Origin of the sequence: Bremerella sp. TYQ1, from assembly GCF_020150455.1 — a bacterium.
GTDB classification, from domain to species: Bacteria; Planctomycetota; Planctomycetia; order Pirellulales; family Pirellulaceae; genus Bremerella; species Bremerella volcania_A.
The window spans coordinates 4,872,687-4,887,137 of the sequence record NZ_CP083740.1 but is presented as its reverse complement, the minus strand read 5'-3'; the positions used below and the strand labels follow the sequence as shown (position 1 = coordinate 4,887,137).

Sequence of the window (14,451 nt, the reverse complement as noted above, 5' to 3'; positions counted from 1 at the left end):
GCGATCAGCACCGCCCCTACGGCATACCACGCTCGGACTGAGCGATCATCACTTCCAGGCACTCCTTCAAGTGACTTCGAGCACGATGCAATCGGCTGCGAACGGTTCCGACAGGCAGCTCCAGCACTTCCGCGATCCGGTCGTAGTCCATTCCTTCTAACTCGCGAAGTACCAGGACATCGCGATGCTCTTCGGAAAGCTTCGTGAGTGCCTCGTGAACCTGACGAATACTTTCCTGTTGTTCGATTCGATGGCCGGGCCCTTCGCTACGGTCGATTGGCTCGCTGCCAACTTCCTCGCGAACTTGATCGATCGAGTGAACCTTCTTGCGTCGACGACGATGACTTATCGCGATATTGAACGAAATACGATACAGCCAGGTATAAAACGCACTGTTCCCCTGAAACGTGCCGAGCTTTAAGTAGGCCTGAACGAACGACTCCTGGACGACATCTTCGGCATCTTCCTTCGATCCGAGAATGTGGACCATCGTGTTATAGAGCCGCTGCTGATAACAGCGCACAATCTCTTCGTAAGCGGACGAATCCCCTTGAAGAATACGCTGGATCAGGAGCGAATCGTCGGACACGAACGAAGCTGCCGGGGTGGATGGATGTCGGAGGAGATTGGGATTTTAGAGTTCTCCCCGAGGAACTCGATTGACCGCGCGTTCCGGCTCGACGGGGAAAGGGAAGACTCGTTCTATCGTAGCCGAAGTGCCCCCTTTTTTCGAGCACATTGCACCCCTCAAACTTACTCAGAATCGCGATTTACCGTCTCTGGTGAGAATGCAGGCAAGCAAATGGCCACATATTCCGCACCATCGGAATGCGGGCTACTGTAGCGAACCCATTCTCCTTTTTTCACGATTATTGCCTGACCGGCCGAAACCACGTGGACACCTTCTTTCGACTCGACCGTCAGCTCTCCTTTGAGCACCAGCGTATACTCGTCGAACTCCGGCGTTTGCCCTGGCTCGACCCAGCCGCTGGGACTGACCATTCGAGCAATACTGACGTCGTCCGTTTGCGAATTAACGCGGCCAATAAACTCTTGAATTATCTTCGGCTTGTTGCCGGCAGCTTCAATGACCGAGGGAGCGGGAATCGGAATAGGCATGCGTGGGTTTCCTTCAACGAGCCAGAGAACTCTCCGAGAAGTCACCCATTGTTAAGCAGCACTGCGAGGCCAGGCAAGAGGCTGCTTTCTTAGCCGAGCATAAACGAACAGTACGATCGAAAGCAGCAAGATCACCACGCTCACGTTCTGCGAAATGGTGAGACCCGTTCCGCCGATCGCATACTCGTCGGTTCGAATCACTTCCAGCAGAAATCTCGCGATCGAGTAAAGCCCCAACGTCAACGCAATGACTTCTCCGTCGACTTTACGAAAGGGATAGTAGGCCAACACCAACAGGCAAAGAATCAGGCCGTTCAAGCTGCTATAGACTTGCGTCGGATGAATGGGCAGCGAAGCCTTCGGCATCTCGTCGACATGCAGCGCGACATCTCCTTTGTCGGCCAACTTGATCTCAAGCGTCCCTTGCTTCGGGTCTTCTTTCATCCATGAAGCGAGGAAGCGATTCTTCAGCACTTCCAGCGGTGCGTAAGGCTGCCCTTGAAGTGGATAGCCGTCGATGCTTTCGACGACGTCGCCCACTTCGATCTTGCCGGTCTTGCTGGCCGAAGACTCTGGCAGCACATTCGCCACGATGACCTGACCCTCTTCGTCTTGCACGAACAGCAATCCGTAGAACGCACCATTTTCCAGATGCCGAACGTAGGGGGGCGTATACTGCGGAGCGACGCCTTGCGGAAACTGAACTGCCAGCGGAAGCATGCAAAGCCCTCCGTAACAGCAACCGTTCATGAAGCAGCCGAGTCGCCCGAAAAACATGCCGATCATCAAGCTGGGGGCAATCAAGTCGGCCAACGCCAATGCGTTGATTTGCTTGCGGTAACAAAACAGGGCGAACGCAACCGCGGCACCGATTAAAGAACCGTACACAACGATCCCGCCCTCGGTCACTTTAAAAACCTCTTTGAGCGTTCCTGCCATGTCGCCGGGGCGATAGAAGTTCTCCCAGTACTGAATCACAAAGAAGACTCGGGCCCCGACCACACCGCAGACGATCAATATCATCGCCAGTGAATAGATGACCTCAGGATTCAGCCCCATCCGCTGCGCACGATAGGCGGCCAAACCGACTGCCGATACAATCGCGAAGACCAGCAGCACGCCATAGCCGCGGACCGGGAATCCGATCTGCCCTCCTTCACTCACGCGAAGCATCGGCAAGACAAAGACGATCGCCGCGGCGACGACCGCGAACAGCGGAACGTGCCCTAGCAGTTCTTGCTGAAAGTCTGGCTTCTTGGAAAGGAGGAATATCCAGACGGCAACGATCACCCCCCAAACAATCAAAAGCCAACCCCATCCAACCACAGGCAGGCCAAACAGGTCGTCCGGAACGGGAATGAGAAATAGGGTTCGTTGCACGATCGGTTTCGGGGGTTCGGTTTTCGTTCTATCTTACGCGGCGGGCGTTACCAACATGTTGTCGATCAGCCGCGTCGAGCCGACTTTGGCAGCCACCAGGATAACGACCTCGCCGTCGATTGTCTTTACTGATTCCAGCGAACGCGGATCGGCAATCACCGCGTATTGCAACTGCATGCCAGCATCTTGCAGAGCCGCGTTCATCTGCTGTTGAATTGGGGCGGGGTCGGTTTCGCCAGACTCAATTCTCGCTGCGGCAGCCGAAATGCTTTGTGAAATACTTAACGCTTTCTTCCGTTCTTCTTCCGATAAGTAGCGATTCCGCGAGCTCATCGCCAGGCCGTCCGTTTCGCGAATGATCGGACAGCGGACAATCTCGATCGGAACGATCAAGTCGCGAACCATTTCTTCGATGACTCGGACTTGCTGAAAGTCTTTCTGACCGAAGTAAGCCGCGTCGGCTGGGGCTGCTTGAAACAGCTTCAACACAATGGTCGCCACGCCATCGAAATGGCTCGGCCGGAACGTCCCTTCCAGCGGCTTGGCAATCTCCGGAGCTTGCACCACCGTCGTACTCCCTGTCGGATACATCGCTTCGACTTCGGGGACCAATACCCAGACAGGATCGAACGCCGACAGCAACTTCAAGTCAGCATCGAGCGTCCGCGGATACTTCTCGAAATCTTCGCCGGGGGCAAACTGGGTTGGATTCACGAAGATCGTCACGACGGTCACGTCACATGTCTTTTGCGACTGGGCAACGAGACTTAAGTGGCCTTCGTGCAGGGCGCCCATGGTAGGGACCAAACCAACTTTTTGCCCTTCGCTTTGAGCTTTACGAATGGCGGCTCGAAGCGCTGCGGGGTCGTGAAAAACCTGAGGGGCTGCGGTCATTTCCAGGGTCCTGAAGGCCATGCTCGCGAAGGACGAACACGCCTCTCTCATTGTACAAGCTTACACGTCCAAGTGCCTAAGACTCTTTCCCTGAGACCGCCCTGAGGAATCAACGCCCTTATTTTTCGGCGTTTTCGACCTCGATTTGGCCTCTTTCTTGACACAAGTACACTTACATGAGATCAATACTTTATCAACACTTCTCGTAAACTTCGTTACGATGAAAGAAAAAGGGCTGCGCGAGAAGCACAGCCCTTTTTAATGGTCTCGATTGTCACCTTGGTTTAGACCAAGCTGGCTTCACGCATCTTCGAGGCTTGACCGGCCTGACCGAAGGCGACCATGCGATCGATACAAACCTTCTTCATGGCTTCGCGAGCCGGAGTCAGGTAAGCACGTGGATCGAATTCGGAAGGCTTCTCGGCGAGCACTTTGCGGATGGCACCGGTGATGGCCATGCGGTTGTCGGTGTCGACGTTGATCTTGCGAACGCCGTGCTTGATACCACGTTGAATTTCTTCAACTGGTACACCGTAGGTTTGCTTGATCTCGCCGCCGAACTGGTTGATGATGTCTTGCAGTTCCTGAGGAACGCTCGAGCTACCATGCATCACCAGGTGGCAGTTTGGCAGACGCTTGTGGATCTCTTCGATACGATCCATGGCAAGCACGTCGCCGGTTGGTGCTTTGGTGAACTTGTAAGCACCGTGGCTGGTACCGATCGCAACGGCCAATGCGTCACAGCCGGTTTCAGCGACGAAGCGTTCCGCTTCTTCTGGATCGGTCAGCAGTTGGTCGTGGCTCAGTTCGCCGACAGCACCATGGCCATCTTCCGCTTCGCCAGTTCCGCTTTCCAGCGAACCCAAGCAGCCCAGTTCGCCTTCGACGCTCACGTTCTTGGCGTGGGCCATTTCGACGACCTTCTTGGTGACGGCAACGTTGTAGTCGTAGTCAGCTGGGGTCTTGCCGTCTTCTTTCAGCGAGCCATCCATCATCACCGAAGTGAAGCCATTTTCGATGGCGCTCATGCAGGTCTCAGGGCTGTTGCCGTGGTCCTGGTGCATGACGATTGGAATTTCTGGATACAGTTCCGAGGCGGCCAGCATCAGGTGACGCAGGTAGTTGTCTTGCGAGTACTTACGAGCACCACGCGAAGCCTGGACGATCACTGGGGAATCCGTTTCCTTGGCGGCTTCCATGATCGACTGGATCTGTTCCATGTTGTTGACATTGAAGGCAGCCACGCCGTAAGAATTTTCGGCTGCGTGATCCAACAGCACCCGTAGGGGAATCAAAGCCATGAGGTCTCTCCCGAGCTAAAACGTTTAACACGGCTGCATGAGGATTCCAAAAGCCCCCTAGGGCAGCCCGACTCTTCAATTGAAAGTCGTTATTATCAGAGAGTTTGCGGCGTGGGGTCAATCCCCTGTTGACGCTGCTTCCACTTCGTCGAAGAACGAGGGCAGTTGACCATCCGTAGAGTCGTCATTAAGGGGCAGATTTTCCTTGACAGACGTATGCGTCTGAAAAAGATCGTCGAATTGCGAGCCAGACACACGAATCATCAGCACCTGACGCCGGGAACTGCCGCCACTTTCTCGCTCGAAAAAGGTCTTTCCAAGCCCCTTAGACTCGGTAGTTCCTGATAGCATGACGGTTTGTCCTGGCTCGACCATCGCCGAAAACGCGACTTGCTCCAGGACTTTCACTTCCCGTCGAGTCTCGACGCGGAGCATGCCTTGGCTTCCCTCGACGCGCTGCTTCGCTTCGCCGTGGTGAATCTCAGGCGTGACCATAACTTGCACGCGGCCATCGTTTTGAGGGAACATTTTGATCGCCAGTTTGCACTCGGCATCGTGGTACGTCTCACCCCGCAGGGCTCCGTCGACTGTTTCCAAGAGCGAAACCTCAGGCCGTAGCGGAACCATCACGTACTCGCCCCGTTTCCCGCGGGGGAAGCGACGATGATTGATGGCCACCTTATCTTCGCCGGTAACGCGGATCATGTCGCTGTTGACCGAATCGAGTTCCCCTTGTTCGGCCTTCATAATGCTCCGCAGCGGGGCCGGCACATGAAAGTCGATGACGCCGACACGAAATCCGTTGGCAGCCAGCTCGCGGCGTTTATCGAGCGGAATCGCTTGCTCGTCGATCTCTTTCCAGACATCGATCATCGCGATTTCGTCATCCATCGAAAGCGAGATCCGCGCCATTTCCAGCGAGACGGAATCTTCGGCCTGACGCCGTTTGGGAAGCTCGCTCGGCGGAATATCTTCGGTCGTCTGCCACAGCGCACAACCACTCAACACGACACAAGTCGCGGTCAGCAGAACAGCGGCAATCGTTCGAGCATCCATGCCAGAAACGTCTTCTTCCAAGGAAATTCGCATGCGCAGCCACGCGCAAAACACGCGGCGGGCAGATAATAGAGAAACGGTCAATCGCAAGCAAGCGATGTTTACCGCGTGCTAGCAAAGCGGACAAAGCTAAGTCTCCAAAGGCGCGGCACCCATGAATCAACACCATGGTCACCAATTGGTAAGCCCCAGCCAGGCACGAACCGCATGAATCAGAAGATGGCCAACAAGCAGCGGCACAAAGGGAATGGCCAGCATCATTGGTATCGAAACAAACAGGCCGTACATCCGAAATGCAAACGTCGTGTCCCCAGGGTCCACGACCCCCAGGAGATTCATGATTTCAAAATTGACGAGCAAGAATGCGAAGACCGACCACATCGCAATATAGCCCTGGCCCCACCACCGCACGATCTTCCAGACATTGCTGGTATCGTCTCGTTTTCGATGTCTTTTCAGCGGACGGCCCATGCAACGGCTGTACCAGATTCGATGCGAACGCATTGGCATTTTGAAAGGAAAGCGAAAGACCGTAGGGCCTGCGTGTCGCAGGTCGTTAAGAAGGTTCGCCACAGAGCTCACAGAGAGCACCGAGGCATGATAGACATTTCGACGCTCACTCACTCGGTGTTCTCTGTGCCCTCTGTGGCTAATCGATCTCGGAAGCGTGTGCCCGTGGGAACGAGGGCATGCGCCACGGTTTTGGACAGCCGAGGTTATTCTTCCCCTTCAGGTAGCGGGACTTGGCTTGGGTTTTTCAGGTACGAGATCAAGTCGATGAATTGTTCGTCGGTGAGCAGGCCTCCCTCTTCATTCGGCTTGGCTCCCAGCTGCAAGTCAGGCATCGGCGACAATGCCGTTTTCTTCTGGGCTTCAATACCTTCTTTTTCAACGGTCACGCGATCGGTCGGCGTTTGTAGCGTCAGCGTTTTATCGGTTTGTTCGGCCACGATCCCGCTCAAGACGCGGCCGTCGTCCATTTGCAGCACCGACATGCGGTAGTCGGCACTGACGATTGCGCTAGGGTCGATGATGTTTTGCAGCAGGTAATCGAGATTGCTGCGGTTGCTGCCGGTCAAGTCAGGTCCGATGCTGCTCCCTTCGCCGTATAAACGATGGCACTTTGCACAGAGTCCCTCGAACACGACGCGGCCGCTGCTCATGTTGGCTTGGGCCAAAGTCTCGTCGGTCAGGCGTTCTTTCCAGTAGGCCATCGCTTTCTGCTTCTCTTCGCTCGACTCGCGGACTTCGCCCCAGACATCGTTGACCCGTTTGGATAACGCTTCGTCCCCCAGGTTTCGCATCTGCCGCACATGAAATGCGGTGACGTCCGATTTGCGAATTCGGTTCTTTTCCATGGCATCCAACAGCACGTTGGCCGATGCAGGTCGCGAGAGCAAAATGGCCAACACCTCTGGTCGCTGCGGCTCGCGGAAACGTCGGTAATTGTCGACCAGCAACTGCGCGGCGGCCGGATCGTCGAACAACGCCAAGCCCCGAGCGGCGACGACGTTCAAGTTGGAAACACGCACCAGCTTCTCGCAGATGGCACGTAGATCGTCCGGCTTGGCTTCGATCAGTGAAGCGAGCGCCGACTGACGAATCTGCATATCGGTATCGTTATCCATGGCCAATTTGCGGAGTTCGTCGAGCGCGCGGCCATCGCCGAAGAGGGCCCCTAACTCTCGAAGCTTCTGCTGAATCGCCTGGTTCTCGACCCCTTCCAGCTTCGCGACCAGTGCGTCCCAGCTTTCCGGCTTGGGTGCTTTGGACCAACCACGAAGTGCTTCGCTCATCCCTGTCAGCACGTCGTTGGTTTTGTCCTCATTAAAGTCGATCGTGGCCGCGACCAGCTTGTTGATCGGAACCGGGTTCTTTTCGATATCTTCCGACAAACGCCGTGCAATCAGCTTGGTGGTCGTCGGCCAGGTGGAGGCTGTCGCAACCTCGTTCAAATGCCCTGGATGCTGCTTTCCCACGGCCATCAAGCCGTACCAAACCATCAGCGGCAAGTTGTGATCGTTGGCGTATTCGGCATGCTTCACCAATTCGACCGCCAATGTCTGCCGCATATCAACCGGCAGACGCTGCAGCGTCGATGAAAGCGTGAGCAACACCAGCCCCGACTCATCCTCCTGAGCCATCTTGATAAGTCGCGAAAGGAGTTTTCCTGCTTCGGAACGGACTTTTAACGCTTCTGCGGCATCGTAAGGAACCGGTCCCATGATTCCATCGAGCGGCCACTGTTCGGTCAGCAGACGGATGGCCCAGGCGCGGAGATGTTCGTTCTTATCGTCAAGCAGCTTCACCAACAAGTCGTGATCGGTGCCGCCAATCACGTGTAGCGTCCACAAGTATCGCAGGCGATTTCGGTCATGCGTTTCTTGCGAGGTCAGAGCTTGCTCAGGCGTTTCTTCCTGCAGCATCTCTTTCAGCAAGTTGGCCAGCGGGGCCAGGTCTTCGCCATTGAGGTATTTCTCTTGCAAGACGATGCGTGCAATCCGCGGTGCCCAGTTGTTATCCAACTGCTGTACCATGGGGTTCAGGAAGTAGGAATCGCCTGGCGGTGGGTTCGGGACCTGATTAGCTCCTTTGTATGAGACCCGATAGATTCGCCCGCTGGTGCGATGCACGCCGGTGTGATCGTGGCATTCGCCGGTGTCGCTCCAGTCGATCAAGTAAACGCTTCCGTCCGGGGCCGTACTGAGTTCCATGCCGCGAAAGAACGGATCTTTGCTGAGCAGGATATCTTTGCCATGCCTGCCGACGTAGCCGCTTCCTTCACGCTCGAGAATCTCTTGATTGACCCGCATGCCGTGCATGTTGACGGTGAAGAGATTGCCGCGGTACGACTCGGGCCAGTTGGTGCCTTGATAGATCATCATGCCAACATGAGCGTGCCCGCCACCGAATTCATTGGCGGCTCCGGCGCGGGAATCTTGCCAGCGGCCGGTAGTGTCGAAGTGCCAATGGTCGGCGTGGTGATTGATCAGCTCGTAAACGTGTGGGTTCTTATCGAGCGTGAACGCTTGCTTGAAGTGAGCCCCCGGGATGGCATGCCAGAGGTGGCCATTGACCGTATTAATGAAGAACAACTCGCCATGCTCGTCCCAGTCGTGCCCCCAAGGGTTGGTTGTGCCGCAAGTCAGCACTTCGACCTGTTTGGTTTTCGGATGATATCGCCAGATACCGCCGTCGATCGGTTGGCGACGTTCGTCCGGTGTTCCAGGTACTCCGATCAGCCCAGGACAACTGTGACCGCAGCGACCATACAGCCAGCCATCGGGACCAAATCGCAGCCCGTTGGCAAAGTTGTGGTAGTTGTCCTTTGCAACGGTAAACCCATCGAGCACCACCTCGGCCGGACCATCCGGTTTGCCATCGTGATCGGCATCGGGGATGAACAAGACCTGGGGTGGGCACATGAGCCAAACCCCGCCGAGGCCGACTTCCACACTCGTCAGCAATTGAACGTCGTCGACGAAGACGTTTCGCTTGTCGAGCTTGCCGTCGCCGTTGGTATCTTCAAAGAAGAGGACGCGATCGCGCAAACTGCGATCGAACCGCATGCTTGGCTGATCGTAGGTATAATTCTCGGCCACCCATAAACGGCCCTGGGCGTCCCAGTTCATCGCGATCGGATTTTGAACGTCCGGTTCGGCGAACACGACTTCCACTTGAAACCCTTCCGGCACATCGAAGCTAGCCGCGGCTTCGTCCGGAGGCATCGGCTGGGCAGCCTGATCACGTTCCGAGTTATGAATCTCAGGAAAATCGCCCAGAACAGGGGCTGCCAGCAAGAGCAGAACGAGAAGGCTTCGCATGGAGCTAGTTGGGGGGTAGGGGATGATGGTGAGCAATGGATTGGATCGTCAGGAGAAATTCTACTTTACTCGAAAGAACTGAGGGGCTGCAAACTTGGGGTAAATCGCCTCTGGCGGGCCTCTGGATGCGCATAAAGCTTCTCGTCAGCAGGACATATATTTGTTACCATCCGAGTTTCCCATCAGGAAATCCGCCTGAATAAACGTAGGGCGGTTACCAATACGCACTGGCGCATCACCAGATACTTCAGCAACGGAAGTCGGCATGACTATCGACACGTACTCTTATCCCCCGTGCGGGACCAACAAGAAGATCAAGTTCTACTGCCCCGACATGGTCGCCGATATCGAGAAGATCGAACGCATGTTGCAGGGCGAGCAGCGTGTGGCGTGTCTCGACTTTGTGCGCAAACTGCTGGAAAAGCACCCAAACCACTCGGTGCCGCTGTTCTATAACGCGATTCTGAACTTGCAACTTTCCGACGAACACAAAGCGGAAGAAGCCGTCAACTTGTTCCTCGAAAAGCATCCCGAGCTGCCAGCTGCCCACGCGCTGAAGTCGACGCTAGAAGCTTCGCTCGGCAAAGCGGACGAAGCGATCAACGAGCTACAAACGGCTTTGGAAAAGACAGAAGAACGTCTTCACCCATCGCTGTACGATGCCTTCGGTGCGGTCGGCCAAATGTTGCTGATGACCGGCAAAGTGCTCGGTGCCCGCAGCCACTTCACGCTGCAGTCGAACCTCGCCCCCGAGGACGACAACATGCCGATGCAAATGCTCATGCGGTTGAACAACTCGCCGGAGATTCCGATCTTCCTGAAGCAAGATCTGAGCCTGGCCGAATGCCCCGCTGAATTCCCCAAAAAGGACGAGTTCAACAAAGCCCTGCAAGACGCCGCCCAAGGTTTGTGGCGCAAGGGTCTCGCACAGTTTGAAGAACTCCGCAGCGGTGCTCCTCGCAACCCAGCGATCTTGGAAAACATTGCCGCGCTGCAGTTCAGTCTCGGCCAGGACGATGTCGCCGCGAAGACGCTGCATACCTATGCTTCGGCCGAACAGCGCAGCGACTTTGAAGCCGCCACCGAAGCGGAAGCCCTCGCCAAAGCGCTTTCCGATCAAGACGAAGAGCAGATCGACGTCGTCAACGCTTCGATGCCGATTAAAGAAATGGAACCGCTGCAGGAGAAGCTGCGTGTCGAAGAACGAGCCGAGCACCTGCCGATCGATCTTTCGCAGCTGGGCACCGAAGAATCGCCTCCTCCGCGAGCCGCTTACCTGCTGCTCGACAAGCCGCGTGCTGCTTCTGGCGTTGGTTTGACGCTCGAAAACGTTTCTAGCGTTCTCGGCGAACTGTTGATCTACGGCAAAGAAACCGACCGGGCCGCACGTGTTGAATTCACCTCGGCCAAGGGTCCACTGTTCGACGAAGCAGTCAGCACGCTGAAGGACATCTGCGGCGATACGATCGAGCCGAACGTCGAAGAAAACGTGCAAGGCCGCATCTTTGCACTGCAAGACTTGATGAACTGGCAGTGGCGTCTGCCGGACGATACACCGAACGACGTTCGCAACGAACTGATGACGCAGAAGCGTCGCGAAGTGATCCTCGACAAGTGGGTCAACTTCCCGCTGCAAACGCTCAATGGCAAAACACCGCTGGAAGCCTCGAAGGATTCCGAACTGCGACTTCCACTGGCAGCCGAAGTGCTGACGCTGGAAATGGTCGGCCAGCAAGAGAAGTGGAAGTTCGATTTCAGCGAACTCCGCGAAAAGCTGAACCTCCCAGGGGCTGGCACGCTGCCAACCGAAGGTTTGGACGTGTTGAACGTGCCGATCACTCGGCTGCACCGCTTGCCGATTTCCGAGCTTTCGGACGAAGACTTGATCCAAGGATACGGCCGTAGTGTGATCCGCGGCTTGAGCAAAGCGGTCGAAATTCTTGCCACTGAATTGCTGCAGCGTGAATCGCTTGCCGGCCAGATCGACAAGTCGCAGCTTTACGGCGAACTGGCACGCACGGCCAGCGACAGCGATCAAGCCCTCGGCTACCTGAAGAAGGCCCAGGAAGAGTCCCTCAAGCAAGGCACTTCGCCTGGCTTGTGGATGGTGGCCGAGCTTTCGATGCGATTCGAACGCCGCGAAATGCAAGAAGCCCAGATGTTGATGCAAACGCTGATGTCGAAGCATGCCCAGGAACCACAAACGGCTCAGGCATTGTTTGGCGTACTGCAGCGATTCGGGCTGATCACCCCGGATGGACGCATGGTCGGCGGCATGCCAGGCGGCCCCGGTGGACCACCTCCTGCCCCAAGCGGCCCCGAAGCTGGCGGCGGACTATGGACGCCGGACGCTCCTGCTGCTCCTCCAGCAGCACCTCCGCAAGGAGCTCCACCTGCTGCCGGTGGTGGCGAAGAGAAGAAGTCCGGGTTGTGGCTGCCAGGAATGGACTAAGCCATGGCCAACGGCGCGGACGATGAACACTTCATGCGGCGAGCACTTGATCTCGCCGAACAGGGTCGGGGATATGTCGAACCGAACCCGATGGTGGGTTGCGTTATCGTTCGTGACGGGCAAGTCATCAGCGAAGGGTATCACCAAAAGTTTGGTGGTCCTCACGCGGAAGTAAACGCCATTGCCAACGCCGGCAATGCTTCTCTGGAAGGCAGCACCGTTTATGTGACGCTCGAACCATGCTGCCATCATGGGAAAACGCCTCCCTGTACCGATGCTCTTTTAAAGATCAAGCCAGCCAGGGTCGTGATCGCCATGCAAGATCCGTTTCCCAAAGTTCAGGGTGGCGGGATCCAACTGCTCGTTCGTAGCGGCATTAACGTGAGCGTGGGCGTTTGCGGTGACCAGGCGAAGCAGCTTAACGCTCCGTTCGTTAAAGTGCATCAAACCGGCAAGCCGTGGCTGATTGCCAAGTGGGCGATGACGCTGGATGGCAAACTGGCCACCGCCAGCGGCAGCAGCAAATGGATCAGCGGCGAAGCGGCACGCGCCGAAGTGCATCGAATCCGGGGCGTTTGCGACGGCGTGATGGTCGGCAGCAACACCGCGAAGCTGGATGACCCACTGCTGACAACGCGTCCAGCGGGACCTCGCACCGCGGCCAGGATACTCATCGACAGTCAGGCCACCCTTAGCGAGTCGAGCCAATTGATCGCGACGTTAGATCAAGCGCCGGTGATCGTCGCTGTTTCAAGTTCGGCTCGGTCGGAACGGCTCGAACGCCTGGCCCATGCGGGCTGCGATTTGATCGTCTGCGAAGGGGCAAACCATGTCGAGCGGATCGACTTCCTGCTCCGCGAATTGGCCCAACGAGGCATGACCAACATCTTGGTCGAAGGAGGCAGCCAACTGCTAGGGCTGCTGTGGGACACGAAAGAGATTGACGAGGTGTACGCCTTCGTCGCCCCGAAGATCGCCGGTGGTCACGACGCCATTTCTCCGGTCGGCGGGCAGGGCCTGCTGAACATGGAAGATGCGACCAGTCTGGTACGTACCGATCTCCGGTCGTTCGGCGAAACCATCTGCCTGCACGGCTTTGTGCGTTAGAACAACTCTTTAATTACCTCGCCCCCTTTGACCAGCGCAAGCGGTTGATCTTGGTCGGTCACGTATTCGTCGTGCGGGTTCATGCCCAGGACGTGACAGAACGTTTGGAACAGGTCCTGCACTTCGACCGGACGATCACTGACGTGGACGCCTTCCTTATCCGTTGCCCCGATGACCTGCCCCATTTGGACACCGCCTCCGGAGAGACAGGTAATCCAGCCATCGGAGTAATGTTCGCGTCCGCCATCTGGCTTGAACTTCGGCGTTCGACCGAACTCACCCATCCAGACGACGAGAGTATCTTCCAGCATGCCGCGTTGTTCGAGATCTCGCAGGAGCATGGCGTAGCCTTGATCGACGCCGCCGGCCAGCTTCGGGTTTTCGTCCCAACCTTTTTTATGGGTGTCCCAGCCTTGATCGCTTACGTTGCCGGTGCTGAAGACTTCGATGAAGCTGACGCCTGTTTCGACGAGACGACGAGCCAACAAACAGGCCTGACCAAATTCGGTGCGGCCATAAGCGTCGCGAATCGGCTCTGGTTCGTGATCGAGGCGAAACGCTTCGAGCTTGGGGCTAAGCACAAAACGTTGTGTCTGCTGGTAGATCTCCTGCTTTTCGTGAACGCGCTCAGCACCGCCGCTTTGGGCGAACTGCTGATCGAGCCGTGCCGAGAGATCGAGTCGACGGCGCAATCGTTCTTCCGGGACCGTCGTCAGGACGTCTTCCGGCAGCGTGCCAGCTTGACTGATTTTGAACGACTCGTAACGCGGGCCCAGCACGCCGCTGTTGATGTCGCGAGTCTTGATTCGTGGCTTGCCGATGCGGACGAACGCCGGCAGATCGTACGTTGGATCGAAACGTTCCCGAGCTACAACGCTGCCCCACGTAGGATACTGAATCGAAGGATTGATTGGGTAGCCACTGCGTACCAGCTTGATGGCGCGGAAGTGATCGCGTTCGCTGCTCTTCATACTGCGAATCAGTGCGATCTTGTGCATCATCTTCGCCGTTTCCGGCAAGTATTCTGCAATGTGCACCCCTGGCAGGGACGTTGGAATCGAGGTGGCTGGTCCCTGGTACTTCGAGCCGATCTTCGGATTGAACGTCTCAAACTGGCTTGGCCCGCCATCCATCCATAAGAGGATCATCGACTTGCCGGTCTTTCGCAGTTCGCTGGCACGAGCGATCATCATGTCGCGCCAGGAAAGTGTCAGCGTGCCGGCAGCGGCGGTCGTCATCATCTGCTTGAGAAACGCACGGCGGTGCGAAACGTGATCGCGTCCGGTCGCCAGGTTCCAGAAGGGACGAATCATAGTGA

General features: G+C 56.5%; 11 protein-coding genes. 2 read left to right on the top strand and 9 right to left on the bottom strand.

The features are described from left to right. Positions 1-16: 16 nt before the first annotated feature. The 8 genes from LA756_RS19805 to LA756_RS19770 all read right to left on the bottom strand — a co-directional run bounded on the left by LA756_RS19805 (position 17) and on the right by LA756_RS19770 (position 9,574). On the bottom strand, positions 17-589 hold the full coding sequence (locus LA756_RS19805) for an RNA polymerase sigma factor (protein ID WP_224436461.1): 573 nt from the start codon (positions 587-589) through the stop codon (positions 17-19). 164 nt (positions 590-753) lie between these two features. Continuing rightward, the gene (locus LA756_RS19800) at positions 754-1,119 is read right to left on the bottom strand and encodes a cupin domain-containing protein (RefSeq protein WP_224436460.1); all 366 of its coding nucleotides are present in this window, start codon (positions 1,117-1,119) and stop codon (positions 754-756) included. 51 nt (positions 1,120-1,170) lie between these two features. Continuing rightward, a complete protein-coding gene (locus tag LA756_RS19795) occupies positions 1,171-2,499 on the bottom strand; it encodes a prolipoprotein diacylglyceryl transferase (protein ID WP_224436459.1) in 1,329 nt (442 codons plus the stop codon). A 33-nt stretch (positions 2,500-2,532) separates the two neighbouring features. After that, a complete protein-coding gene (panC, locus tag LA756_RS19790) occupies positions 2,533-3,393 on the bottom strand; it encodes a pantoate--beta-alanine ligase (protein WP_224436458.1) in 861 nt (286 codons plus the stop codon). 284 nt (positions 3,394-3,677) lie between these two features. Further along, positions 3,678-4,694, bottom strand: a complete 1,017-nt coding sequence (fba, locus tag LA756_RS19785; RefSeq protein WP_224436457.1) for a class II fructose-bisphosphate aldolase — start codon at positions 4,692-4,694, stop codon at positions 3,678-3,680. Between the two features lie 117 nt (positions 4,695-4,811). After that, positions 4,812-5,783 (bottom strand): hypothetical protein, encoded by a 972-nt coding sequence (locus LA756_RS19780; RefSeq protein WP_224436456.1) that lies wholly within the window; start codon positions 5,781-5,783, stop codon positions 4,812-4,814. 138 nt (positions 5,784-5,921) lie between these two features. Next, positions 5,922-6,374 carry a hypothetical protein gene (locus LA756_RS19775; protein WP_224436455.1) on the bottom strand — a complete coding sequence of 151 codons (453 nt, stop codon included), beginning with the start codon at positions 6,372-6,374 and terminating at the stop codon, positions 5,922-5,924. Positions 6,375-6,466: 92 nt separating this feature from the next. Next, positions 6,467-9,574: a PVC-type heme-binding CxxCH protein gene (locus tag LA756_RS19770; RefSeq protein WP_224436454.1), complete on the bottom strand. Its 3,108-nt coding sequence runs from the start codon at positions 9,572-9,574 to the stop codon at positions 6,467-6,469. A gap of 265 nt (positions 9,575-9,839) precedes the next feature. Here LA756_RS19770 and LA756_RS19765 point away from each other — a divergent pair, with 265 nt between their 5' ends. Both LA756_RS19765 and ribD read left to right on the top strand, forming a co-directional pair. After that, on the top strand, positions 9,840-12,026 hold the full coding sequence (locus tag LA756_RS19765; RefSeq protein ID WP_224436453.1) for a hypothetical protein: 2,187 nt from the start codon (positions 9,840-9,842) through the stop codon (positions 12,024-12,026). Positions 12,027-12,029: 3 nt separating this feature from the next. Then, positions 12,030-13,133: a bifunctional diaminohydroxyphosphoribosylaminopyrimidine deaminase/5-amino-6-(5-phosphoribosylamino)uracil reductase RibD gene (gene ribD, locus LA756_RS19760; protein WP_224436452.1), complete on the top strand. Its 1,104-nt coding sequence runs from the start codon at positions 12,030-12,032 to the stop codon at positions 13,131-13,133. On the opposite strand, the gene LA756_RS19755 is transcribed toward ribD, so the two are convergent. Then, entirely contained in the window at positions 13,130-14,446 is a 1,317-nt protein-coding gene (locus LA756_RS19755) for a DUF1501 domain-containing protein (RefSeq protein ID WP_224436451.1), read from the bottom strand. The genes ribD and LA756_RS19755 overlap by 4 nt on opposite strands. Positions 14,447-14,451 lie beyond the last annotated feature (5 nt).

Coding starts and splice junctions, on each gene's coding strand:
- panC (WP_224436458.1), bottom strand. CDS start 3,393: ATGACCGCAGCCCCTCAGGTTTTTCACGACCCCGCAGCGCTTCGAGCC.
- LA756_RS19765 (WP_224436453.1), top strand. CDS start 9,840: ATGACTATCGACACGTACTCTTATCCCCCGTGCGGGACCAACAAGAAG.
- fba (WP_224436457.1), bottom strand. CDS start 4,694: ATGGCTTTGATTCCCCTACGGGTGCTGTTGGATCACGCAGCCGAAAAT.
- LA756_RS19800 (WP_224436460.1), bottom strand. CDS start 1,119: ATGCCTATTCCGATTCCCGCTCCCTCGGTCATTGAAGCTGCCGGCAAC.
- ribD (WP_224436452.1), top strand. CDS start 12,030: ATGGCCAACGGCGCGGACGATGAACACTTCATGCGGCGAGCACTTGAT.
- LA756_RS19780 (WP_224436456.1), bottom strand. CDS start 5,783: ATGCGAATTTCCTTGGAAGAAGACGTTTCTGGCATGGATGCTCGAACG.
- LA756_RS19770 (WP_224436454.1), bottom strand. CDS start 9,574: ATGCGAAGCCTTCTCGTTCTGCTCTTGCTGGCAGCCCCTGTTCTGGGC.
- LA756_RS19755 (WP_224436451.1), bottom strand. CDS start 14,446: ATGATTCGTCCCTTCTGGAACCTGGCGACCGGACGCGATCACGTTTCG.